This is a genomic window from Enterocloster sp., assembly GCF_057861365.1.
In genome coordinates, this window is the sequence record NZ_DBMACH010000003.1 from 32,536 (window position 1) to 56,485 (window position 23,950).

Annotated in this window: 27 protein-coding genes and 2 pseudogenes; all 29 read right to left on the reverse strand. The window is 44.3% G+C overall.

Annotated elements, in window-relative coordinates; all coding sequences use genetic code 11:
• Window positions 1-9: 9 nt before the first annotated feature.
• Window positions 10-120 (reverse strand): hypothetical protein, encoded by a 111-nt coding sequence (locus tag ACZM6M_RS04190; RefSeq protein WP_008688066.1) that lies wholly within the window; start codon window positions 118-120, stop codon window positions 10-12.
• A 16-nt stretch (window positions 121-136) separates the two neighbouring features.
• Window positions 137-481 (reverse strand): conjugal transfer protein TraE, encoded by a 345-nt coding sequence (locus tag ACZM6M_RS04195; RefSeq protein ID WP_489489779.1) that lies wholly within the window; start codon window positions 479-481, stop codon window positions 137-139.
• Between the two features lie 278 nt (window positions 482-759).
• Window positions 760-2,931 (reverse strand): annotated as a pseudogene (locus ACZM6M_RS04200) (VirB4-like conjugal transfer ATPase, CD1110 family); the annotation flags it as partial.
• Window positions 2,813-3,277, reverse strand: coding sequence for a PrgI family protein (locus tag ACZM6M_RS04205; RefSeq protein ID WP_118576004.1), 465 nt, complete (start codon window positions 3,275-3,277; stop codon window positions 2,813-2,815). The gene ACZM6M_RS04205 and the pseudogene ACZM6M_RS04200, both read right to left, overlap by 119 nt.
• Window positions 3,278-3,300: 23 nt before the next feature.
• Window positions 3,301-4,170: a VirB6/TrbL-like conjugal transfer protein, CD1112 family gene (locus ACZM6M_RS04210; RefSeq protein ID WP_027090294.1), complete on the reverse strand. Its 870-nt coding sequence runs from the start codon at window positions 4,168-4,170 to the stop codon at window positions 3,301-3,303.
• Between the two features lie 12 nt (window positions 4,171-4,182).
• Window positions 4,183-4,398: a Maff2 family mobile element protein gene (locus ACZM6M_RS04215; protein ID WP_017144663.1), complete on the reverse strand. Its 216-nt coding sequence runs from the start codon at window positions 4,396-4,398 to the stop codon at window positions 4,183-4,185.
• A 121-nt stretch (window positions 4,399-4,519) separates the two neighbouring features.
• Window positions 4,520-6,379 carry a VirD4-like conjugal transfer protein, CD1115 family gene (locus tag ACZM6M_RS04220; protein ID WP_489489859.1) on the reverse strand — a complete coding sequence of 620 codons (1,860 nt, stop codon included), beginning with the start codon at window positions 6,377-6,379 and terminating at the stop codon, window positions 4,520-4,522.
• Between the two features lie 23 nt (window positions 6,380-6,402).
• Window positions 6,403-6,894: a PcfB family protein gene (locus tag ACZM6M_RS04225; protein ID WP_489489782.1), complete on the reverse strand. Its 492-nt coding sequence runs from the start codon at window positions 6,892-6,894 to the stop codon at window positions 6,403-6,405.
• 85 nt (window positions 6,895-6,979) lie between these two features.
• A complete protein-coding gene (locus tag ACZM6M_RS04230) occupies window positions 6,980-7,774 on the reverse strand; it encodes an ATP-binding protein (protein ID WP_175301078.1) in 795 nt (264 codons plus the stop codon).
• Entirely contained in the window at window positions 7,774-8,592 is an 819-nt protein-coding gene (locus ACZM6M_RS04235) for a replication initiator protein A (RefSeq protein WP_118575379.1), read from the reverse strand. The genes ACZM6M_RS04230 and ACZM6M_RS04235 overlap by 1 nt, the downstream gene beginning before the upstream one ends.
• A gap of 10 nt (window positions 8,593-8,602) precedes the next feature.
• Window positions 8,603-9,484 carry a replication initiator protein A gene (locus ACZM6M_RS04240; RefSeq protein ID WP_118575377.1) on the reverse strand — a complete coding sequence of 294 codons (882 nt, stop codon included), beginning with the start codon at window positions 9,482-9,484 and terminating at the stop codon, window positions 8,603-8,605.
• Window positions 9,477-9,869, reverse strand: coding sequence for a hypothetical protein (locus tag ACZM6M_RS04245; protein WP_054356381.1), 393 nt, complete (start codon window positions 9,867-9,869; stop codon window positions 9,477-9,479). The genes ACZM6M_RS04240 and ACZM6M_RS04245 overlap by 8 nt, the downstream gene beginning before the upstream one ends.
• A gap of 13 nt (window positions 9,870-9,882) precedes the next feature.
• The gene (locus tag ACZM6M_RS04250) at window positions 9,883-10,281 is read right to left on the reverse strand and encodes a single-stranded DNA-binding protein (protein WP_118575375.1); all 399 of its coding nucleotides are present in this window, start codon (window positions 10,279-10,281) and stop codon (window positions 9,883-9,885) included.
• 13 nt (window positions 10,282-10,294) lie between these two features.
• On the reverse strand, window positions 10,295-10,693 hold the full coding sequence (locus ACZM6M_RS04255) for a hypothetical protein (RefSeq protein WP_118575373.1): 399 nt from the start codon (window positions 10,691-10,693) through the stop codon (window positions 10,295-10,297).
• 127 nt (window positions 10,694-10,820) lie between these two features.
• The gene (locus ACZM6M_RS04260; RefSeq protein ID WP_486830583.1) at window positions 10,821-11,240 is read right to left on the reverse strand and encodes a DUF6050 family protein; all 420 of its coding nucleotides are present in this window, start codon (window positions 11,238-11,240) and stop codon (window positions 10,821-10,823) included.
• Between the two features lie 4 nt (window positions 11,241-11,244).
• Window positions 11,245-12,177: a ParB/RepB/Spo0J family partition protein gene (locus ACZM6M_RS04265; protein WP_226870871.1), complete on the reverse strand. Its 933-nt coding sequence runs from the start codon at window positions 12,175-12,177 to the stop codon at window positions 11,245-11,247.
• On the reverse strand, window positions 12,155-12,949 hold the full coding sequence (locus tag ACZM6M_RS04270; protein WP_118575371.1) for a ParA family protein: 795 nt from the start codon (window positions 12,947-12,949) through the stop codon (window positions 12,155-12,157). The genes ACZM6M_RS04265 and ACZM6M_RS04270 overlap by 23 nt, the downstream gene beginning before the upstream one ends.
• A 2-nt stretch (window positions 12,950-12,951) precedes the next feature.
• Window positions 12,952-13,698 (reverse strand): hypothetical protein, encoded by a 747-nt coding sequence (locus ACZM6M_RS04275; RefSeq protein ID WP_118575369.1) that lies wholly within the window; start codon window positions 13,696-13,698, stop codon window positions 12,952-12,954.
• 206 nt (window positions 13,699-13,904) lie between these two features.
• Window positions 13,905-14,135 (reverse strand): annotated as a pseudogene (locus ACZM6M_RS04280) (sigma-70 family RNA polymerase sigma factor); the annotation flags it as partial.
• 5 nt (window positions 14,136-14,140) lie between these two features.
• Window positions 14,141-14,575, reverse strand: coding sequence for an anti-sigma F factor (gene spoIIAB / locus ACZM6M_RS04285; RefSeq protein ID WP_066547753.1), 435 nt, complete (start codon window positions 14,573-14,575; stop codon window positions 14,141-14,143).
• Window positions 14,576-14,591: 16 nt separating this feature from the next.
• A complete protein-coding gene (locus ACZM6M_RS04290; protein WP_066547750.1) occupies window positions 14,592-14,939 on the reverse strand; it encodes an STAS domain-containing protein in 348 nt (115 codons plus the stop codon).
• 105 nt (window positions 14,940-15,044) lie between these two features.
• On the reverse strand, window positions 15,045-16,349 hold the full coding sequence (locus tag ACZM6M_RS04295) for a tetratricopeptide repeat protein (RefSeq protein ID WP_066547748.1): 1,305 nt from the start codon (window positions 16,347-16,349) through the stop codon (window positions 15,045-15,047).
• On the reverse strand, window positions 16,349-16,495 hold the full coding sequence (locus ACZM6M_RS04300) for a hypothetical protein (RefSeq protein ID WP_167544876.1): 147 nt from the start codon (window positions 16,493-16,495) through the stop codon (window positions 16,349-16,351). The genes ACZM6M_RS04295 and ACZM6M_RS04300 overlap by 1 nt, the downstream gene beginning before the upstream one ends.
• Complete coding sequence (locus ACZM6M_RS04305; protein WP_066547746.1) at window positions 16,492-17,829, reverse strand: bifunctional folylpolyglutamate synthase/dihydrofolate synthase; 1,338 nt, start codon at window positions 17,827-17,829, stop codon at window positions 16,492-16,494. Before ACZM6M_RS04305 ends, ACZM6M_RS04300 begins: the two co-directional genes overlap by 4 nt.
• A gap of 101 nt (window positions 17,830-17,930) precedes the next feature.
• Complete coding sequence (locus ACZM6M_RS04310; RefSeq protein WP_337932499.1) at window positions 17,931-18,527, reverse strand: LysO family transporter; 597 nt, start codon at window positions 18,525-18,527, stop codon at window positions 17,931-17,933.
• A complete protein-coding gene (locus ACZM6M_RS04315) occupies window positions 18,524-18,820 on the reverse strand; it encodes a hypothetical protein (protein ID WP_066547743.1) in 297 nt (98 codons plus the stop codon). Before ACZM6M_RS04315 ends, ACZM6M_RS04310 begins: the two co-directional genes overlap by 4 nt.
• A gap of 84 nt (window positions 18,821-18,904) precedes the next feature.
• The gene (locus tag ACZM6M_RS04320; protein ID WP_417045844.1) at window positions 18,905-21,547 is read right to left on the reverse strand and encodes a valine--tRNA ligase; all 2,643 of its coding nucleotides are present in this window, start codon (window positions 21,545-21,547) and stop codon (window positions 18,905-18,907) included.
• Between the two features lie 367 nt (window positions 21,548-21,914).
• A complete protein-coding gene (locus tag ACZM6M_RS04325) occupies window positions 21,915-22,727 on the reverse strand; it encodes a hypothetical protein (protein WP_337933325.1) in 813 nt (270 codons plus the stop codon).
• Entirely contained in the window at window positions 22,724-23,947 is a 1,224-nt protein-coding gene (locus ACZM6M_RS04330) for a DUF5716 family protein (protein ID WP_337433803.1), read from the reverse strand. Before ACZM6M_RS04330 ends, ACZM6M_RS04325 begins: the two co-directional genes overlap by 4 nt.
• Window positions 23,948-23,950 lie beyond the last annotated feature (3 nt).

The window sequence follows — 23,950 nt, forward strand, 5'->3', positions numbered from 1 at the left end:
TGCCACTGATTACTCCTCCTTCTTCGGATATCCTTTCCCTGCCTGTAATAAACAGAGAAAAGCGATGCCAAAAACAGCACCGCCACTAAAAGTTAATACATATGAAATTGCTCGTAACATTGTTTTCTCCTTTGATTTAACCTGCTTCGGAAGTCTCCTCTAAGCGGGTTGTCATGATTTTATAGAGGGAATTCTTCGGGAATCTGTCTACAAATGGGATAATGACATTTCCATAGAACAAAAGTCCTTCCCCCTCATTACTGTTGGTTACATAGGACAGCTGGGTTGGTGAGATATTCAGCTGTTTTGCCAGAATCTGCCTGTCTCCAGAAGCCTGGTTGAGCATATAAATGAAATCAGAGTTTTCAAAAATATTCTCGATTTCCCTGGAAGCCAATAAATCTTTGATATTCTGTGTTATCTGATTGTTATTATCAAGTGGCTTTTTATCCACCTCTCTGGGGCTTTCGCCCATTTTCATCAGCGTGTCATTTCACGCTCAGCATAGCATATCTTTTTACCACGATTATATCGTACCGGCTGGCAATGCGGCCTCTTGGAGCTGTTATATTCTGCTTATGCAGGTTCAAGCTCTATGCGTTGCGTGTGGCTATTCTATTATGAATAGCCTTCCACTCGGATTAGGTCGCTACCCCTTTCCCGTTTTTTTCCGCATTGATACTTCTGACTTACTTGCCGGTTTCAGTCAGAACGGCGATAGTTTGCACTTTAAGCGACTAACAAGTAACAAACCAGTTCACCAGTTGGAATACCTCCCCATTTACGGAACCTCTTCCAAATTTCCACACTGTAAGCTGCTGTCTGCTCTTCTTTTAATAGAAGATGGAATTCATCCACATAGTAACGGGTAGATTTATGAGCGGAACGATTGATAGTCACTCGGTTCCATACCTGGTCCTGCACAATCAACATCCCGATCTTTTTCAGCTGTTTTCCAAGCTCTTTGATATCAAAACAAACGATACGATTGTTGATATCTACATTTGTGCGATGATTAAATACATTCAGGGAGCCTGTAACATAAATCTCCAATGAAGTTGCAAGACGCTGTGCTTCCGACTCTTCCTGTTTCCGCAACAGATTATATAAATCCTCCAGGATTGGCATCTTCTCCGGTACGGGATCGGCAAGATATTCCTGATAAACCAACCGCACACAACGGTCAATGATAGTTTTTTCTACCGGCTCCAGTCCATTCTTTCCTCCAACAATCAGCTCACACAACGACAGAATAAAATCCGCTTTCAGTGACAGTGGATTGTCTTCCTCGGAATAATTCAGGTTCAGATCCATTGGATTGATATACTGGTCAGATACCGGAGAAACCCGTATCACCTGCCCGTGCAGTGCCTGCACAAGTGCCGAATATTCGGCTTCTGGATCGCAGACGATGATATCATCTTCTGTGATCAGGAAGCAGTTTGTAATTTCTCTCTTTGCTGAGAAGGACTTACCGGAACCTGGTGTACCAAGAATCAGTCCATTCGGGTTCTTCAAACGTTTCCGATCAACCATAATCATGTTGTTGGATAATGCATTCAAGCCATAATAAAGAGCTTCCCCTTCCTGAAACAGTTCCTGTGTCGTAAATGGCACGAAGATCGCTGTTGAAGATGTGGTAAGCCCTCTTTGAATTTCAATTCGATTGACTCCCAGTGGAATACAGGACATGAGTGCTGCTTCCTGCTGATAATCCAGTTGTTTTAAGGAACAGTTATATTTCTGTGCGATTCCCTGCACCTGGAAAATATTGTTATCCAGTTTCTGACGCTTCTTTGCGGTATTCATCACCAGAACCGTTACAAGAAACATTCGTTCATTTCTGGACTGCAGATCTTCCAACAGGTTCTTCGCCTCTTCTCCATAGGTTATAAGGTCCGATGGAAGTACGTCCATATCATAACCGGAACGTACTGCCCGCTTCTGCTCTTCAATCTTCATCTTATCCAGATCTGAAATCTTACTCTTGATCATTTTGATCGCAGAACTCTGGTCAATGGACTGGATATGAATGTTGACATTGATGCTGTCATCCACATCCAGGAAATCTGCAAGCATCCGGTCTGTCAGCTCCGGTGCCAGAATCTGCAGGTAACTCACGCTCCCCATCGTTCTTCCCATCAAAAATGTCTGATTCTTGGAAAAGTTAAAGGAAGTCGGTGCAATAAAATCTTTGGTCTTCAATCCTGTTTCCGGCAACATCTTATACTGGAACTTAAATGGCTCAATCCTATCCTGGTTGAACACATGATATAGAATCTCCAGCCGCTCCAGACCATTTAAGGAATGTGCCTGTGCCCCCAGAACCTTAAAGTTATTTAAGATATCTGTTTCGATTCTTTCAAGCCTTGGTCTTGCTACTTTCAAACTCTCTGCTTCAATTCCAAAAGTAATATACTTTGTCTTCACCAGACCATTATTTCCTTTTGAAAGCTGATTTTTCAACATAGTACGATACTCTTCACGAATGGCATTGAAGTCATCGTTCTGATCAGGAATGTCAATGCTTTTCTCAAATTCTGCCACATCCACCTGCTGATTGATAAAGGACAGCTGCACACTGATGGAAGAATCAAAGTAATTTAAGAAATCACAGTAATTTTCAAATATCGTGGTTTTATCCTCATTTAAAGCAAGCTGATAGTTGATGTCATAAAACTGAATTGTCTTAGAGAAAAAGGTCTTTGTCACCTGGCAGATACCATCCTGCAGCATCCGAATATACGGAATACTCTGCTGTGCAGTTGTAGGAATGTTTTTCTGTTTCCTACGATCCCGTTCCTGCTTCTTCCTACGCTTTTCCTGTTCTCTTTCTTTTCTGCTTGTTTTGTTTCTTCTTTCCTGACGGTTTCTTTTTTCCGCCAGGGACAGACGCTCCTGCTGAGCCTCCTGCTTTGTCTTTTTTGCCATCTGGCACACCCTCCTTTTTTACAAGGGTGGAAATCTCCTGATAAAAATTTTCTGTCTTATATGGTCTTACCGCCGGACAGATAAACTTCTGTCGAATGATATTTGCCACCACTTTTTCAAAGGGAAGACCGTCTTTTTCATACATTGCCATGAAGAAAAATGGAAGCATGATCGTTACCATCAGGATGGCTGCGATACTGGAACCAATTGGTTTTCTCATGACCAGATAAAACGGAATTCCCACAACTGCGGCAAGTGAAAAGAAAATCAGCTGCCGCTTTGTCAGATTTAACGCTACTTTTGTTTTGACCTTGGTAAGGTCTTTTGGTACTGGTACATACGCCATGGTATGCGCTCCTTTCCTGCCCGCTAATGGGCATTGAATATTGATTTGCTAAGGCTTCCGGTCTTGAATAATGAAAATGCAAGAATCACGGTATAAGCCGCTACTGAAAACATTGCTGCATGAAGGTCACTGGATATGGTCATTGCATTTACTAAAACTGCATAAATTCCCACACAGACCATCATGAAGAATCCCTGAAATGCCAGTGCGAACAAGCCTTTTAAATAGTTGTTTCCGATATTGCCCCATTCCTTATTCGTCATAGTGGCAAACGGAATTGGTGCTATGGAAGTATAAAGGTAAATTTCTATCATCCTTCCGTACAAGATTACCGTAATGATAATTGACAGAATGTGCATGGTAACACTGATCAACATCGTTTCCATGGATAGCAGGAACAAATCCCCCAGTTCCATATCTTCCAGTGCATCCACAATCCTTGTGATTGCTTCCGATGCGTCCACTGCTGTGTTTCCGGAAATTACCCCGGCGGCATTGTTGACCACATGCTGGCCAACGTCAAAGACCGCCATCGTGATATTGAACGTATTTGTCACCAGATAAATAGCTACATACGCTTTGAAGATCCAGAGGAAAATATTATAAGTCTCAAATTCATGGAAATTGTTTTTCTGTGTTACCATCGTGATCAATTCATAGCACAGGACAAAGGTGATGATCAGTCCCGCAATGGGGACAATCACCGTTTGGGATAAATTCTGAATCAGATTAAAAATCCCTGCATTCCATCCCTGCGGTGTCTGTCCCACCTGCCCGGCTATGGTTCCCACCTGCTCATTGACAGACGTGAACATGTTATCCAAACTTGACTTGATAAGTCCGATCAGGATATCCTTTATCGCTTCCGTAATTCTCTCAATGATGGTGTTCATCTACCACTCCTCTTAAGAGAACAGGGTTGCCAGCTGTGGAATCAGGGTAGTTCCCAGCAGCATGATTCCGGCACCAGCCATCAGCTGTTTGATGCCCTGGCTCTTAGCGCCGGGATTGTCGTTTCCATATCCTTCCAGAAGGTTTACGACACCCCACACGCCAAGACCTGCGCCGATTGCGACTACAAGAGTTTTTAAAGTTGTAATTGCACTGCTAAAAAATGCCATATACATTCACCAAAACTGACTTCTTTCAGGTGTTTACGGGAATGAAAAAACACCGACTAAAAAGCCGGCGCACCTAATGTCAGTTATTCCTTTCCTCATTATTTTCCGTTCATTCCCAAGGTTACTTCGACAGATCTACTTGAATTACCTCCACCTCTTCTTCAGGTTTCGGTGTGTACTGCGGATTTAACTCTTTTTCTACTTTGTATCGGTTTTTCTCATTTTCATCTGCAAGATACCGATAATTTTTGTGTTTCGTGATATCATATTTGTCCGAAAAGAATGGTCTGGCACCACGAATCTGCAGGATACATTTTCCGCCATCCATGACTGCAATCTCATCTTCTGTCATCAGCTGTTTGCCCGTTTTCTGATAATTCAGTCCAAAGGATTTCTGATTACTCCTCGTCTCCGAAGTGTTATACAGGTCAATAGTTTCCTTCCCCAGAAGCTCGCTCATTTCCTTTAAGGTAGTTTTCTCTTTGCCACCAAGGAAAAGCGTAGTATCACAGTTGCCCAGAATCGTATCTGCGCTATCTTTGTACATTGCCTTTAACTGGCTCTGTGACTGCAAAATAATAGAAGCAGAGATTTCCCTGCTTCGGATAGTTGCAATCAGCTTGTCAAACTGAGGAATTTGTCCGATGTTGGCAAACTCATCAGCAATGACACGCACATGCACCGGAAGTCTTCCACCATATACATCATCTGCCTTATCGCAAAGCAGATTGAAAAGCTGTGACTGTAACATGGCAATCACAAAATTAAATGTGGTATCCGTATCAGACATAATCAGAAACAAGGCTGTTTTCCTATCCCCGATCTTATCCAGTTCCATTTCATCATAAGACATGATCTCTCGAAGCTCTGCGATGTCAAATGGGGCAAGTCTGGCCCCACAAGATATCAAAATACTTTTCGCTGTCTTTCCAGCCGCCATTTTGTATTTTTTATACTGTCTGACCGCAAAGTGTTGCGGATCTCTTTCTTCCAGTTCCTGGAACATCATATCCACTGGATTCTGGTAAGTTTCATCCTCTTCACGGGTTTCGCTTTCATTCAAAAGATCAAGAAGGGTATTCAGATTCTTTTCCTCTTCATCCCCTTCATACCAGATAAAAGCAATCAATGCTGTGTAGAGCAATTTCTCTGCTTTCACCCAAAAATCTTCGGAAGCTTTTTCCCCTTCGCCTTTGGTATTTACAATGATTGTTGTCACCAGCTTCAGGATATCTTTTTCAGACCGTATATAAGCAAATGGATTGTAATGAAGGGACTTGGAAAAATTGATGGTATTCAGAACCTTAATCACATATGGCTCATGTACCACTTTTCCAGATTTATCTTTCATGATATTTCCATTCTTATCTTTCTTAGGTGGTCCCTTTGCTAACATCTTCCCGCACTCTTCAATCAAAGTGCCTTTCGGATCTGTAATGACCATAGAACAGTTCATCTGCATGACCGATGGTTTTACGAAAAAACGTGTCTTACCGGAACCACTGCCGCCGATGACCACTATATTTTTATTTCTTGCATACTTCGGCTGCTTCGGTCTGCTCTCCATAGTCAGTGCTTCTGTTGCTGTCAATGGAATGTTCATCCATGGATCTTCCGACATATAAGGCTTGATATCCTCTACGGTTCCCCATCTGGCTGAACCATACTCGATGCCTTTCCGTAATTTCTTTGCATCTGCCTGTTTCTGCCAGACCAACACTTTCAGAACGACTGCAACAACAATACCTGCTAGCAGATCTTTCCAGTTATTGCTTAACATAAAACCAGCAAAAATCCGGTCTGCGTGTTCCATTGCATATAAAAGTTTGTTCCCCATATCTTCTCCCGGACTGTTCCGGTAAAGAAAAAATGCCCGGTCTGCATAGAAAGCAGCCAGAGCATAAGGGATATTTGTAAGAACCAGTTTCTTTTTATCCAGGGCGGACAGCTTACCCCCGATTTTATTCTTCCACTTCTGCATCAGAGTTTTGCCGCTTTTCTTTTTCATCGACTCTGCTCCTGATGCCGGTTCTTTACTTTGTCCTTCGTCTTCTTTGGCATCATTGCCCGGTAAGCTGCAAGACGCTTATGAATGGAAGGCTTATTCGCTTTTTGAATCTGTTTCTGGGAAAACTCACGGAAAGCAGCATTGAGGGCATCCTGATCACGTCCCTTGAAAAATACCAGATAAACCGGAGGATCTTTGCTCTTGTCTTTTTTCAGAGCATAATTGATCCCGTATTTTCTGGCATACCGTTCAAAGGACTTGATATTTTTGTCCGTGATCTCGATATTGACCATCCCGGCATTCTGTTTTGCCAGCTCTTTTACCGTGACCTTTCCCTGTTTCGGCTGATTTTTCTGTGCTTTCTTCTCTACTGATTTCTGCTTTTGATGACACAGATACGCAGCAAGAACCTTTTTCAACAGGTCTGCCGTAATTTTAGTAGCCCGAATACAGAACGTGACCGTTTTCTGAGTTACCTCTTCCTGCATGACTTTTCCCTCCTTTCAGCGATTCAACTGCTGTCCAGATCTGTAATCATGGCAATCACCCCCCCCTTCAATGAAAAAGGACAGATTAACCGGTAATCAGGTGCTGCACCTGTACGAGTTTTTCTGTCCCTTCTTCTTTTCTCTTGTCTTCCCCACCACAATAGATGGGAACACACATTTCAAGTATTCTGCTGTAAATGCGCTGATGGGCAGTATCCAAATCTGTAGATTTCATTTCATTCAGTCCCAGATTCGTTGTTACGATCAGCGGAAGCATTTTACAATAACGGCTGTCTATCACATTATAAACCTGCTCCAAAGCAAACTCAGAATTTCGTTCTATTCCTAAATCATCAATAATCAGCAACGGATAATCCACAAGATTTTGTATGATCTGGTTCTTATTTGCCTGATAGCTGGTCATTTCATTTAAGATCCTAGAAAAATTTGTCATCATGACACGTTCTCCCTGTTCCAAAAGTGCATTTGCTATACAGCCTGCAAAAAAACTCTTCCCGGTTCCAACTGGTCCCATCAGAAGCAATCCTACATTTTTTCTCTTCATATCTGTCCAGTTTTCTACATACTGCCTGGCAATTAGTATCTTCTGGTTGCTTCCATTGTCATTTTCAAATTTCCATTCCCAGAATCTTCTTTCCCGAAGTCCGACGGATTTTCTCTGATAAAGCTGCCGCTGTGCTTCTTCCCGCTGCATCTTCTCATCAAGTTCCTGCCTGGCTTTTACCTCGCATTCACACAAACAGGACACTACATGCTCAAATCCCATCAGACTAACTTTCATCTGTTTTCTTTTTCCACAGATACCACAATGAAGACATCCCTCTTCATCCAGATAATCTGCTGTTACTTTATTTTCCATCACAGGCTTTCTCCTTCCTGAAATTCATATTTATCCATTCCTGCCCTGGCTCCATCTCGTTCTGCCCAAAGACAGATTGTTGCAAAATGATTCTGATACTCTTTTCCACTGGATTTCATATAAACAGAAAGATGATCAATCCGTTTCTGATAATCCCATGGAAATAGCGTCATCAACTCCTGCAGTTCAGCTTCCGACAGAACAACATTTTTAAATCTCCCATACAGACCGAATTTTTCTTCCAAAGCGGGAGTATTGCTCTTACTCTTATCAGTATGATTCTTTTCAGTCTTATTTATCTTAGTATTACTTCCATCCAGATTCTTGCAGTCCGGACTTCTATTTTTTTGCGTTCCGGACTTCCAGTTTCTTGCAATCCGGATTTCCAATTCCTTGCAGTCTGGATTTCCAGTTTCTGGCGTTCCAGAAGCAAAGTATCTTACTGGCTTTCCTCTGCTCCGTTTCACAAAATTTTTCACATATATGACAGAAGGACGATTATTCCCCTGCCGATACCGTTCGATCAATCCAATCCCATGCACACTGTCAAGCTCATAAAGAAGCTTTGTCACTGTCGTATGCGACATTCGCAACAGCTCCTGCAATTCTGCAATCGTGTAAATAATATAGACATAACCATCACCGTCAATCCAGCCATTTTTCTTGGATAGGCTGATTCGATCAAGCAGAATTCCGTAAAGGAGCTTTGCGTCTGTGGACAGGCTTGCAAACTCTTTTTCTGAGAACAGAGCTTTTGGTATCCGAAAAAAAGAAAACTGGTCAGATTCTTCTGCTCTGAAGTATTCAAAATCTGCCATAGCTTATTTCCTATTCTTCCTCATTATTAAAATCACTCCCTGCTACACTGCCTGTTCCATGACACATCTCATTAAACACAAAGTTGAAGCACATCATTAACTCACTCAGATAATAATTCCTTGCCTCTTTATTGCAGGCATACATATCCTCGATATAAACCTCCTCGTTTCCATTCATTCGTGCGATCGTTTCCAGAACTTTCATAAACTTCTTATTAGAGCAGCACTCATACTGTTCATTAACATATTTCTGAATTTCCAGTACACGTTCAGGCTTTCCATCAAAAACAGATAACACGCCAAATGCCAGATCCATACCAAACTCATAGCCATCGGCTTCTACGGCATCAATATCAAGATTACCTTCTTCATCGTAATAGCCACGCTCTTCCATAGGAGTCAGTGGTGTCTCATATTCATCCAGATATCCCATATCCGCAATAGTTTCCAAAATATCTCTGGATGCTTTCACCATCTTATCCATGATAATTTTTCTTTCAGCCAGCGGCATATTTGCCATAATAGTATCTAATGTCATCATTGATTCTTCCTCCATCTCATTTTCATAAATATCATTGATATAAAAGTGGTTCGCCTTTCCATTGTTTGGAATGATACGCACCAGATCACCAATCTGAACCAGTTCCTGTACTGCCTGATCTACGCCATATCTGGTCGTATTCAAGTCTTTTTTCATTTCACTTTTCGGATAGATTACAAACAAATCCCCTTCACCATCTACCCAGCCATTTTGCACCGCAAATTTTAAACGATCCAGAAATAAGCTGTATAAAATCTTTGCTGTATTTGACAGATTCTTGTATTTATCCATCTGGAACAGCATCTTTGGCACCTGTAAACAATCTACCGGCATATACTCCATCTTACTCATTGATTGTTTCCTCCTTCTGTTTGTACAGCACTTCGGCTGAAGTAATATTGATTTCCAGCATACCCACAAATACCTGATAGTACAGCAGGCATATCTGTTCATCCTCCCTTGCCAGATACAATCCTTCCAGTTCATTGGACGGATGTTTCATTCCATATACTGCCTGACAGATATCATGGATTTTCTCACATTCCACACTTCTCAGATGCATCTCCAAAGTGTGGTTAAATCTCTGCCAGTCCTCCAGTTTCTGGTTTACTGACATCATGCACTGGAACAGTTCCGCTGCTTCACATGCTGCTGACAGCACTACATTTTTGTTATTGATACTTCCATCGGCATTTTTCATATGCCCTACCATATACGCCTGATCGACTGAAACCATCTTTTATCCTCCTCTATCTAAACGGCATTTCCTCTTCCATGCCCTCTGGAATCTCTAAGAACCCTTCCGCATCTTCTGGAAATGGTGGTCTGCCAACCATTTTTGCACCTGCGAATTCAATCCGGTTAGCATACACTTCGGTGGTATAGATCTTTTTCCCGGTATCCTTATCTTCATAATTACCTGTGACAATCTCGCCTTCCACCATGACCTTCGTTCCCTGCATCAGATAATCTCTGGCAAATTCTGCTTTCTTTGCAAAAGCCTTTACCGGAATAAAACTGACTTCATCGGAATAATTTCTTCTGACTGCCAGAACAAACTTGGCAATCTTATGAAGTCCTTTTTCATTCTCCACTTCGTTGTATCCGGGATTTCTTACCAATCGCCCGGAAATAACTGTTGTATTCATTGGCTTAACCCTCCTATGCTTTCATTGATTTGTAACAGATACCGATACATGGTCCACATTTTCCATAGGCACATCCGTAACATTCATCTTTTTCCAACTCTTCCTGCTTCATTTCATCGGCAAACATTCCTAACAGCGTTGTGTAAATCTTTTTCATTGCCAGGAACTTCTCTTCTGCTTTTTCCATCTTCTCTTTGTAAAATGGAATCAGTTCACGAAGAACTGGATGAAAACGCTCATTTTCATCATCCCAGGCACAATTTTTCATCATGCATCGTGGTTGTTTCTCATAGCTTCCCAGATAATATGGGCAGAACGTACAACCTCTTTCTTTGATAATCTCAACCGGAATCACTGGCATCTGACTTTTGATTTCTTTTGTTACATACTTGCTTTCAATTCGCTCTCTCATAATGAAATCCTCCAAAATTTATATTTGCAAAAGGGATTTACCCTGAACTGCCTGTTTTTAGGCACAAAAAAAGAGGCAGACTTACGATTTTTGTTTTCGCAAGCCTGCCTCTTATCAAACTAATTTTCTACCTTTCAATGATATACCGTATAAAAACGTATATCGCTCTGATCACATACACTGGAATCATGATACTTCCGATCAATGCTCCAATGATGACACTTAATGCAGCCATACCAAGTGTTGCTGTGGTATCCATTCCTCTTGGGATTAGAATCAGCCGCATTTTATGTATTCCAAATGGTAATCCGGCAATAAATATCCACCAGAACCAATCCGTCTGTCCGCTGACTTTCATAATTGTTTTTGTCATCCAAAACCAGAATACCATAAATGCCAGTGGCAGAATTGATTTTTTAATTACATCTCCAATCGTCATTTCTTTTGTCCTCTTATCCAATCTGTTTATCTTCTGTACTTTAGAAATATATGCCTGATATCTTTCCATCTGGCTATCATTATATCTTATTTGCTTATCATATTCCATTCTATCATCCCCTTTGTTCTGTTTGTGCCTTCCACGAATCTAATAACTGAAATATAATTTTTTCAATTTGTTCTTTCTTATAATCTGGTGGAAAATATTTTTGCAGTTGCTTTTCTGAAAAGCTGATTTTCTGGTAATTCACTTTTGCTTCTCCTCTAAGAATTTTCTCAATATCTTCTCCAGTCAATTCTTTTTGCTGACTAAGTTCTTTCAATTTTTTTGCCTGAGATCCATTAGGCATTTTCTTTGTTGTTCCTATGAACGCCAATAATAACGACTGCTCATTGCTTTTTAAATACGATAGATCTACTGCAACAGTGAATGGCAATTCATTTTTGTCTACAAACTCCAGCAAATAATTCGACAAATAGGTCAATCGTATATATCGTTTGATTGTACTCATTGTTTCCCCGACTTCTGTACCTACCATCTCAGCTGCCCATCTTTTTTTTAACTTTGGTTCAACTTGGACCAAAGTTAGATCTGTTCTTCTGCCTTGACGTTTCAGTGCTTCATACTTCATGCGGTATGCAAATGCTTTCTCACTATACAGCAGGTTTTCTCTTTGAATATTGGAATCGACCATAACTACAGTTGCTTCATCATCAGACATATCTCTAATAATAACCGGCATTGTTTTCAGTCCCAATTCTCTGCAAGCATATTTTCTTCTGTGCCCCACTACTAATTCATAATCCTTTTCCCCAGAATTTGAAGGTCTTGCAATTCCTGGCACAAGAACTCCATATTCTGAAATACTTTCAATCATTTCCTCCATTTTGTCATCCCTGAATACTTTAAACGGATGGTTCTTGAATGTATCCAGCTCGTCCAGTGGAATTTCTCGCACACACTCCTGCTCCTCTGACAATCCAAACAGTGCATCTACACCTTTGAATTTTATCTTTGAAGCACTACTCTCTTTCACTGCCATCATCAATCACCTCCTCTACCAGTTTCTTATATGCTTCGGCAACACGTCCTTTGGGATCATGTTTATAAATACTTACTCCCTCAGCACTCGTCTCTGCAGCTCTTATAGAAAACGGAATTGCAGTCTCAAAAATATGGATATATTCTCCATAATTAGCATGAAGTAATTCTATAATCTCTTTTGAAAAATTTGTTCTGCGATCCACCATGGTAAGTAAGATTCCGTCAATTTGAAGTTTTCGATTTATCTGCTTCCTGACTTTATATATTGTCTGCATCAACTGTTCGAGACCTTTAACCGGAAGATAATGTGCCATAACCGGGATGATAATCGAATCAGCTGCTGCAAGCGCATTTACAGTGAGCATTCCTAACGATGGCATATTATCAATCAGGATGTAATCATATTCCGGCGAAATTAACTTGATAAACTGTTTTAACACATATTCTCTGCTCATAACATTTACCAGGCTGACTTCTACCCCAGAAAGTTCAATATTTGCCGGAAGAATGTCCAATCCCTCTTCATGGTGAAGAATTCCATAACTTTCTGGTAATTCAAGACCGTTCATCTCACAATGAAGAATTGTTGCTACAGTTATTTCCAATTCATCTGGATTCTGATAACCAAGACTCTCTGTTAAGCTTCCTTGTGGATCGAAATCTATTGCCAGAACTTTATATCCTTTTTTAACGAGTCCAATTCCTAAATTCACACACGAAGTTGACTTTGCGACACCGCCTTTTTGATTGACTATTGCTATAACTTTTGCCATCTCTATTTCCTCCCAATTCGTAATGTATGTTTTGAAACTGCTTTTTCTGTCTTTTCCTGCTTCTCAGCCTGCAATGTTAAATCATGTGTCTTTATCAACAATGCCTCAAATCGTTCTTTTTCTTCTTTCTGTTCGTGTACTGTCATATTTGTTTCCACATTTGTTTTTTGTGAAACACTCAACTTATTTCTAATATTATATGTGTTATATCTTCTTCTGATGCAATTCGCCTCTACACCAGACAGCGTAACCAGCTCTGACCAGGAAGATACTTTACACCTTCTTGCGATTGTTCCCCATGATGGCGTTTCTGGATTTCTACAAGCATCATATATTTTTGATGTTGCCGGTTGTATTCGTTCAAATTCATTTCTAAATAATTCCAGAAAATCATATTGATCATCAACACATTTTGTTCCATGACGTCCAATCCTTACATATTCGATTTCTCCATAATAATCGTTCAGAAACTCTTTTGCTGTTTTTCCAAAAAGCTTTTCAAAGACCATATGACTTGGCAATTCCTTATGACTGTCACACTCTTTTATTTTCGGCGGGACTCCACCATGCGATTCTGTCCATTCATCCAGTGCTTCATATACACTGGCTACATCCCATCTATCCAATGGGGTGGAGGAATATTTTTTTAATGCCTGTATCACTTCCACAACTTCCTCCGTCTGTGGCAGACATTGTAGTAATTCAATTGCTTTGGGTATGGCTTTTCTTCTTGTCATAATTCTTGCCATAAAAAAACCTCCTTTGAATGCTCATCATCTCATTCAAGAAGGTTTCTATCAGAAACAATTCCGAATTGTTTTCAATATCTTATCTACACTGCTATTTCAACATAAGATATCGAAATGTTTATCTGACAGCACTGATTTTTAATCTAATGCCTTTATCAGAAATCCCTTATTTTAAGGCTATTCCGGTCGTTTCCTTTATCTTACTCTATTGGAACCGCATAGGTGGAAAATTTCACTTCATAGTTGGTATCAAACTTATCAATGGCTTTCATAAGACCAATACTTCCAATCTGAAATAAATCTTCCAGCTCGTATCCTCTACCTGCGAACCTGCGGACAATGCTCCACACCAGTCCTGTATTTTCCGTTACCAGCCGGTCTCTGGCCGCTTTATCCCCTTGGTGGGCGTTCTGGATCTGCCTGATGGTCTCTTCCATGGGCGTCACCTGCCGATATATTTTTTCATGGTGACCTTTGTTCCGCATCCGGCCTCTGATTCCACTGTGATCTCATCCATAAAGGCTTCCATAAAAGCAAAGCCCATTCCAGACCTCTCTCCTGATCGGTCTGTGGTATACATGGGTTCCATGGCCTTTTTTATATCTTCTATTCCGGTTCCCTGATCAGTCACTTCTACGGTCAGGCTCCGTTCTGTGCGGTCTGCCGTCAGCTCCATAACTACCGTTCCACACTTCTCTCTATAGCCGTGGATCACTGCATTGGTAACAGCCTCCGATACCGCTGTTTTCACATCATCCATCTCTTCCAGTGTAGGGTCTAAACGGCTCATAAACACAGCCGCCACCACTCTTGCAAACTCCTCATTGCTGGAACGGCTTTCCATTTCCAGCCTTATATGCTCTCTGTCCCCTTCCATATCCTGTACCTCCTTTTTATTTCAATGCTCCCACTGCCTGCTCCCTGCTTTCATATCCTTCCATCAGCCTGCAGATCCCGCTCAGTTCCATGAGTCTTCGCACCCGTCTGGATGCTCTGCAGTAGCATACGCTTCCCCGGCTGGCTTTCATCTCCTTATATCGGTTTAACAGCACTCCGATTCCTGAAGAATCCATAAATTCCGTTTTTTCAAAATCAAAGATAATCCTCCTGACACAGTTTTCCTCCAGCATCAGATCCGTGTCCGTTTTCAGTTTCCTGCAGTTGTGGTGATCCAGCTCCTTGGGCATATGGATGATCAGCGTATCCTCATATGCCTCATATGTAATTGTTCCTGCGTCCATCCCATTTCCTCCTTCTTCTCTTTTGGGCAGATATTTTCTATAACAAAAAAGGCAGAAGGTACGATCCTGTGATCCATTTCTTCTGCCGTAAAAAGTGTATTTTATTTAATAGCCTCTTGCATTTCTGGCCCGCTCTGCATACTCTGTATCGCCATGCTCGCCTACCACCTTGTCAAAGAGTGCGTTTGCATTTTCCGTATCTCCCGCATCCTGATAGAGACGCCCTGCATAAAACATAGCCTCAGGGTTGTCAGGCCTTATTTTTAAGCTTGCAAGGAAATACTCCTGAGCCTGGGTCTTATTTCCGCCATTCCAGAGCTGCAGTCCCTTATCAACCAGCGTCTGGTAGATGCTTCCTGTCATCTCCTGACGTATATTATCCACAATCCCCTGAATATTCGCATCCTCGATCAGATCAAAGCTGGACTCGGCAAAGGTCTTTGCCGCCGATACCATATCCCCGGTGCGGTAGGACTGGAGCACCCAGATGAGGCTCTGATACTGGGCAATAATACTGGTGTTGCCGGTTGTGAGCGTATCCAGCTGCTCCTGTACCTCTGCCATCTTGGCTTCGATATCCTCATTTTCCTGCGCCAGAATATCATTTTCCTGATTGGCGCTGTTTAATTTCTGCATATAGACCATCAGCTCATCATCACGCTGGCGGTTCAGGCGGTTTTCCACTGCCGGGAGCACCAGCACATAAAAGGCCACCAGGCCGAAGATCAGGCCCAGGATAATGTGAAACACCGTAGAAAGCCCCGTAGACTCTTTATAGGTGTTGGGGATGATCACATCATCATCCTCCATCTGTCTGTGGGAAAATGCCTTTACCATCCGGCGCTTTTCCGCCTCGGCCCGTCCCGTATTCTGCTTTACAATGGACATATAGTAAAGCGCCTTGGAATTGCTCTTATCAATCTGGAGGATCTTATACAGAGAGCGGCCGGCCTTATTATAATCCTCCCGCCTCATATATAAAAGAGCCAGAAGAAGATGGGCTTTGACAAAATGGGGCTTGGCTGATACCACTCTGGCAAGCTGCAGGGCCGCCAGATCATCGCTACCGTTCTGGGCATGCCACAAGGCCTGGTTAAAGGTCTTTACTGCCTGGCTTTCCGCTTCTAACTGTCCCGGCTTTCTCTGGATCCGTTCCAGATAATGATCTGCCAGATTATTTTCCGGCTGCAGGCTCATACTGATAACCCACTGCACCAGAGCATCCGCCACCTCGCCGTTCTCGTAGTAGATCAAACCCAGCAGATTTCTGGCGTCGATCTGGTATTTGCAGAAATGAAGGCTCTTTTTCAGGCACTGGGCCGCTCCGGAAAGATCCCGTATCCTTGCTTTCTCCAGACCCAGGTTATAATAGCTGTTGGCAATCTGTCTGTTTTTTGCCTCAATCTCCATCACCGTCTTTTCCCGTCTCTTTCCCGGATCATCTCCATCATAATATCCGTCATATCCGTAAGATCGCTTTTCACAATGGCGTCCTCTACCGCCTCTACATCCAGACTGGGTTTAAAGCGCTGGATCTCCTCTTCAAAATCGATCATGTATCTTCTCTCCTTTCCATGCCTTTAAGCTGTACCTTAAGCTCCCCGATCAAATACAGGGAGCCTGCGCAGAATAAGAGCTCATCTCCTGCCTGCTTCTTCATCTCCCGCAAAGCTTCCCCTGCGGTTTCAAAGGCTCTCACCGGCCCTTTATATGCCTGCGAAAATGCTTCTGCCAGAACCTCTGTGTCCATGCTCCGGCTGCTGTCTATATGTACCACACCGATCCCCGCCCAGGAAATCCCCTCACAGAGCAGCCGGGCCATAGCCCTGTAATCCTTGTCCGATACGGCGCCAAATAGCAGATACGCCTTTTTTTTCTGCCGGGCAGCCATAGATGCGGCTGCCTGAATAAAGGCTTTTATGCCGCCCGGATTGTGGGCTCCGTCCAGATACAGATTTTCTCCAGCCCGCTCCATACGCCCGGCCCAGCGGGCAGTCCGTATCCCCTCTGTAATCTGAGCCTCTGTCAGACGGAACCCCCTTTCTCTCTGCCCTAAAACAACCGCTGTTTTCACAGCCAGCATGGCATTTTCTGCCTGATAAGGTGCTTCAAAGGGAATTTCAAGCACCAGAGGGCCTGCCGCGGCAAACGCCTGAGCAGCTTCTCCCTCAGCTCTTATAGAAAGTCCTTGATCTTTGGTTTCCAAAATGGAAAAATCTCCCTTTCCCACCGGATATGCCTTTGATGCCATCTGTACCGCTCTCTCACGGATCACCTCAGAAGCCTCAGGCACGGTATCATCGTAGATCACAGGAACCTGCCTTTTTATGATCCCTGCCTTCTCTCCTGCAACCGCTTCTATGGTATCTCCCAGGTACATGATGTGATCCAGACTGATGGAGGTAATCACACAGGCCAGGGGATTCTCAACCACGTTGGTAGCGTCCAGGCGGCCTCCCAGCCCGGTTTCCAAAATCACAAGCTCCGGCGTTTCATCTGCAAACAGCGCCATTGCCATATAAAAAAGAAACTCAAAATAGCTGGGGTGGGAATACCCCTTTTCTTTCATGATATTTACAGTCTCAAGAACCGTCTCAAAGGCAGCCTGAAGCTTCCCGGGCGAAACCATTTCATTATTTAACAAAAACCGTTCCCGGACGGTTACCAGATGAGGAGAGATAAAGGTTCCGGTGCGAAAACCGGCGTTTCTGTACAAAGAGGTAAGAAAGGCGCACACAGAGCCTTTTCCGTTAGTTCCCGCCACATGAATGATGGAAAGCTTCCTGTCCGGGTCTCCCATTTCATGCAGAAACGCTCTTATATCTGTAAGAGAATGTTTTTCCCTGGTCCACATGGGAATCTTCTCTAAGTATTCTTCTGCCTGCATCATTACTCATCCTCCTGCCTGTTCCCTCTATTTTAAATGATTTTCCCCAAAGTTTCAACATCATGTTCTCGCCCTGCTTCGCCAGGAAGCGACAGCCTTCTTTCCTAACCTGCAAAGACAGAGATCAGTACCGGAACTGCAAAAGAGCAGAGCATTCCGTTTAAAACCGACAAAACAACCGTTTCTTCATTGGTATATTTTAGCATCACAGGAAGGGTGGTATCTTCGCTGGTCGCCCCGGCAGGCGCAATACAGGTAAGGTCATTGAGCTTAAGGGAGATCAGGGGAATCAGGAAAAAAGAAAAAATTTCCCGCATGAGATTGCTCATAAAGGCAATGCTTCCCAGCTTTGCCCCTCCCAGCTCGCTGATCGCCGCCCCGGCCAGACTGTACCAGCCCATTCCGCTGGCAATGGCAGTTCCCTGTCCCACCGGAATTTTAAGAAGCAGGGAACAGATGATCCCCCCCACAATGGAACCGGCTATAATTCCTGCGGGAATGATAAATATTTTAATATGGTATTCCCTGATCTTGCTTAAAATCCCCCGGTGCATCCCAATGCTGATGCCGACAAAAAACATCAGGGCATACAAAACTCCGTCCGTGTTCTTTAAGATCAGGGAAACAGCCGGAATATGAAAGCCAAAAATCCCGTAGGCAAGTCCTCCTAAAAGGGATATGAACGTAAACAGAATAATCATTTTTCTTTTTTCCCCCTGGTTTCATACTTCTTTCTTCCCATAAAATTCCGGGTCAAAATGTATACAAAGACAATGGAAAAAAAGGTGGGAAAGGCAAAAAAGAGGAAGCTGGCGCCTCCCAGGGAAAGAAATTCCCGGACAAAATTTTCTCTCTGCCCCAGCGTTCCTCCCATTGCGAAGATCAGAACAAAGGTACAGGCAAGGGATAAAAGCTCATTTACCTTCTTTATCCTGCCGGACCGAAACAGCCGTCCCACCAGGATTCCCATACACATGACAATTAAAATATCCACCGGATGACTCCTTTCTGTTTTGCTGATATCTGCAAAAGGGGGCCGCCGCAAACTGCGCGGCAGCCCCGGTTATGACGGGATCTGTTATTTTACAAGCTGTGCCAGACGGGCCTTTACCTGCTCCATCATCTGGGTATATTTCTCCAGCTTTGCACGCTCCTCGGCAATCTTTGCCTCAGGCGCACGGCTTACGAATTTCTCATTATTCAACATGCCGTTGGAACGGGCCAGCTCGCCGTTTAAGCGCTTCTCTTCAGCCTTTAAACGCTCGATCTCCTTTTCGATGTCTACCAGTTCTGCAAACGGCATATAGATCACTGCCTTGTGGATCACTGCGGATACGGCGTCCTCGCCGATGCCTGCCTTATCCTTCTGAAGGATTACCTCTCCTGCATAGCCTAAGGTGGCAAAGAAGCTGCGGCTATGCTCAAAGATACCTAAAATATCCTCATCCTCAGATACAACATAAACGGTCGCTTTCTTGCTTGGCGGCACGTTCATGGAAGTGCGCACATTTCGGATGGCTCTTACGGCAGCCTTGATGGTCTCTACGGCCTGCTCCTCAGAGGCGAAGTTCCATTTTTCCTCATACAGCGGCCAGGAAGACAGCATAATGGTCTCCTCTTCCTCCTGCAGGTTGCAGAAGATCTCCTCTGTGATGAAGGGCATAAATGGATGAAGAAGCTTTAATGCCTGGATCAAAACGTGCTTCAAGGTCCAGAGAGCGGCAGCCTTTGTATCGTCTGCTTCATTGTACAGTCTTGGCTTTACCATCTCAATGTACCAGTCGCAGAACTCTTCCCAGATAAAGTCATATACCTTCTGGAGAGCAATTCCCAGCTCATACTTGTCCAGATTTTCCGTTACATCCTTTGATAAGGTATTTACCTTTGAAAGGATCCACTTATCTGCCAGCGTAAGCTGATCCTCTGTAACGCCGGACAGGTCGGAAGCTTTTTCAATGTTCATCATGATAAAGCGGGAAGCATTCCAGACCTTATTTGCAAAGTTTCGGCTGTTCTCCACACGCTCCCAGTAGAAACGCATATCATTTCCGGGTGCATTTCCCGTAATCAATGTCATACGCAGGGCGTCTGCGCCGTATTTGTCAATTACCTCCAGAGGATCAATGCCGTTTCCAAGGGACTTGCTCATCTTGCGGCCCTGGGAGTCTCTTACCAGTCCATGGATCAAAACAGTGTGGAAGGGCTCTTTTCCGGTCTGCTCAAGGCCTGAGAATACCATACGGATGACCCAGAAGAAGATAATATCATATCCCGTTACCAGCACATCTGTGGGATAGAAGTAATCCAGATCTTCTGAGTTCTTTGGCCATCCAAGAGTGGAGAAGGGCCATAAAGCAGAAGAAAACCAGGTATCCAGCGTATCCTCATCCTGTTTAAAATGGCTGCCGCCGCACTTGGGGCAGGTATGGGGCGCTTCCTTTGCTACAACCGTTTCTCCGCAGTCCTGGCAGTAATAGGCCGGAATCCGGTGCCCCCACCAGAGCTGTCTGGAAATACACCAGTCACGGATATTTTCAAGCCAGTGAAGATAGGTCTTTCCAAAGCTTTCCGGCACGAACTTTAACCGTCCGGATTTTAAAGCTTCAATGGCCGGCTTTGCCATCTCATCCATGCGCACAAACCACTGCTGTTTTACCATAGGCTCTACGGTAGTCTTGCAGCGGTCGTGGGTACCTACATTGTGGGAATGGGGAACCACCTTTACCAGAAGTCCCTGATTCTTTAAGTCCTCTACCATGGCTTTTCTGGCCTCGTAGCGGTCCATGCCAAAGTATGGGCCCGGTACATTTACTGTGGCATCGTCATTTAAAATAACGATTTCCTCTAAACCATGGCGCTTTCCTACCTCGAAGTCATTGGGGTCATGGGCCGGAGTAATCTTTACGCAGCCGGTTCCAAACTCCTTATCTACGTATTCATCTGCAATAACAGGAATTTCACGGTCGGTTAAAGGCAGCTTTAACATCTTGCCTACAATATCCTTATACCGCTCGTCCTCCGGATTGACAGCCACAGCCGTATCGCCAAGGAGCGTCTCCGGACGGGTGGTTGCAATCTCAACAAAGCGGCCCGGCTCTCCCACTACGGGGTAGTTGATGTGCCAGAAGAAGCCGTCCTGTTCTACGTGCTCTACCTCCGCGTCGGAGATAGAGGTCTGGCATACAGGACACCAGTTGATGATGCGGGAACCCTTGTAGATGTATCCTTTCTCGTAGAGTTTTACAAATACTTCCAAAACTGCGTCGGAGCAGCCTTCGTCCATGGTAAAGCGCTCTCTGTCCCAGTCGGCAGAAGAACCCAGCTTGTGAAGCTGCTTTACGATCCGGGTGCCGTACTCCTCTCTCCACTTCCAGCACTCCTTTAAGAAGCCGTCTCTTCCCAGGTCTTCCTTGGAAACGCCTTCTTTTTTCAGCTTGTCAATGACCTTTACCTCGGTAGCAATGGCTGCATGGTCTGTTCCCGGCTGCCATAAAGCCTCATAGCCCTGCATTCTCTTATAGCGGATTAAAATATCCTGCATGGTATTGTCCAGAGCATGGCCCATGTGAAGCTGTCCTGTGATATTTGGCGGCGGCATCACAATGGTAAAGGGCTTTTTGCTGCGGTTTACCTCTGCATGGAAATATTTTCCATTCAGCCATTTTTCATAAAGACGGTCCTCAATGGCCGCCGGATCATATGTCTTTTCCAGTTCCTTCATATATATCCTCCTTTTTTCCTATGAAATAAAAAACGCCCTCTGCCTCTTCCTCTAAGGAAAAGCAAAGGGCGATCATCTCGCGGTACCACCTTTGATTCTGCCATATGGGCAGTAAGCCTGCCCGGCAATCTCTGTCCCCTTAACGCGGGAAATACGGGAAAAACTACTAAAGGGAAGCTGATTCCCCCGTTGGCCCTTCCGGCTCAAAAGCTACCTTCCGCACCTTCCTCCGGGGCCGCCTTTCAGCCTTCGGACTGCCCTCTCTGCCGGTTCCCTGTACGTACTCCTCTTTTTCACAGCCATTTTCTTTTCATCTGTTGTCTGCATTTAAGCATAAATAGATTTCACTGTTTTGTCAAGCAGATTTTCACACCATCTTGCGGTACTCGCTCTTCCACCGCCCAACGATCCGGGCCGCGCCCTCCATCCGGTAAGGCATATCCCGCTTCATCAGAATCCGCAGCCCGCGCACCTCCTCCGCCTGTTCCCCATCGGTTCTGGCCTGGCGCAGTTCTTCCTCCCAGGCGCCTTTAAATTCCGGCTTAAAAAGCGGCCCATAGGTATCTGCCGCCTCCAGCTCCGGAGCCAGAACGCTCAGAAAATAAATGCGTTTTAATACCTCTCTGTCATGGTCCAGACCGTAGGCCTTATCGTATGCCCGATATGCCCGGTGGAACTGGAACATCTGGGCATAAGCTGCCCCAAGGCTCTGATAAAGGGCTCCCATAAAGGCCGCATCCTCCTTTTTTTCCTCTGTTTCCGCTAAAAGTTTCTCATAGCGGACAGAAGCACGGCCATACTGTTTTTTCCCAAACAGATAATCGGCCACTGCCTTTTCATACCGTGGGGCCGGGAGACTGCGGTAAGCTGCCGCTGTCTGCCGAAACCTCTGGCTCTCTTTTTCCGTACAGTAATCGCATTCTGTCAAAAACAGGTACAGCGCCTCTTCCGGGCGGCTTCCGGTTTCCGAAAGCTTTTCCATCCTGCCTGCCACAAAGCCCATGCCAAGCTCATTTTTTACAAAGCTATAAAGAGCTTTTCCCACAAAGCCGTCCATTACAAGCAGAGGATGGTTGCAGATCACATAGCACAGCTCCTGAGAAGAGTAGATATGGATCCCCAGTACCTCAATATAAAGCGGATGCTTTACCGGCTCCCTTCTGCACAACAAAAGACTCATAAGCTTACCTCTTGCCTTACCACAGCCCCGGAAGCAGGAAACAGATCCCCAAAGCCTCTGTCCTTGATCACCGTGACCATGGTATTTTCATCTTTAAAACCAATATTCATCTCAATCCGGGTCGTTTTTGGAGGACGGTCCGGAAAACCGGAAAGAGGCACCTTTACAACCTTTTTCTTTCTGGAATCCAGATGGGAAATGATAAATTCAATCTCCTTTTCATCCTCCAGGATCAGCTCCAGAGAACTCTTTGACTCATACCAGTTATCTCCATAAGAGGCCACAGCCAGGAGAACCTCCTTCCCTTTCTGCATAACCTTTAAATCAACCTCTGCTTTTAAACGTCCCTCGCAGACAAAAATATAGGGGTATTCGGTAGCGGAATTAAGATAATCCTGTCCCTTAAACGCCGCTCCCCTGGAAAAAAGCTCCTTTTCCACAAAGCACCTTCTCCTGCTGCATACCAGCTTCATAAACCCGCCGGCCCAGTCCTGGCGCTCGAACCCTTTTCCTGTGAGAAATACGGTGGAGAAGAGTTTTTTGCTCAAAAGTTTTTCCCCGCAGGAAGTAAGGATCTGATCTGCAAGCTTCTGTCCGGAAGGCGTACCCAGGATATCCAGATCAAAGGCTTCCTCCTGGTTCTGAGCTTCTGCCTGGACCATGTTTCGGCGCATTCCTCTCTGAACCTTCATTTCATAATAGCACAGACGGTCTGCTGCCAGCTCAAACAGCCCTACCTGATTGGACCAGAGCTCCCGTTTCTGGCTCAGCACATAATATACAAAACTTTCTGTGTGACTGATCACATGGACCCTGTCTCTGGAAATGCCCATGGCATCCGCGCAGTACATCAGTGTGTCCGTAAGCCTTGCATCCATCTCCTGCATGGTCACTACCAGCTGGGAAACGGTCTTTTTCCCCTCTTCCTTTAAGGGATATTCTAAAACCTGCTGCAGAAAAATACGCAGCAGAAGGGCGCCTGTATAGCACACCCCTCCAATGGTAGAGGTGCCTTCTTTTTGCACCATCTTTAAAAGCTTATCTACGATCACCCCTTCGCCCAGAAGCGTGGCCGCATAGGCCTCCTCCCCTGTAAGCCAGATTTCCTCCTCTTTTTTCCTGCAGATCACCGTGGGGATCGTCCAGGATATTTCTTTTCCATAGCAGCTGATCTGAGTATACTCATCATTCAGATCCAGACCGATCACTAGGCCGTCCATCCG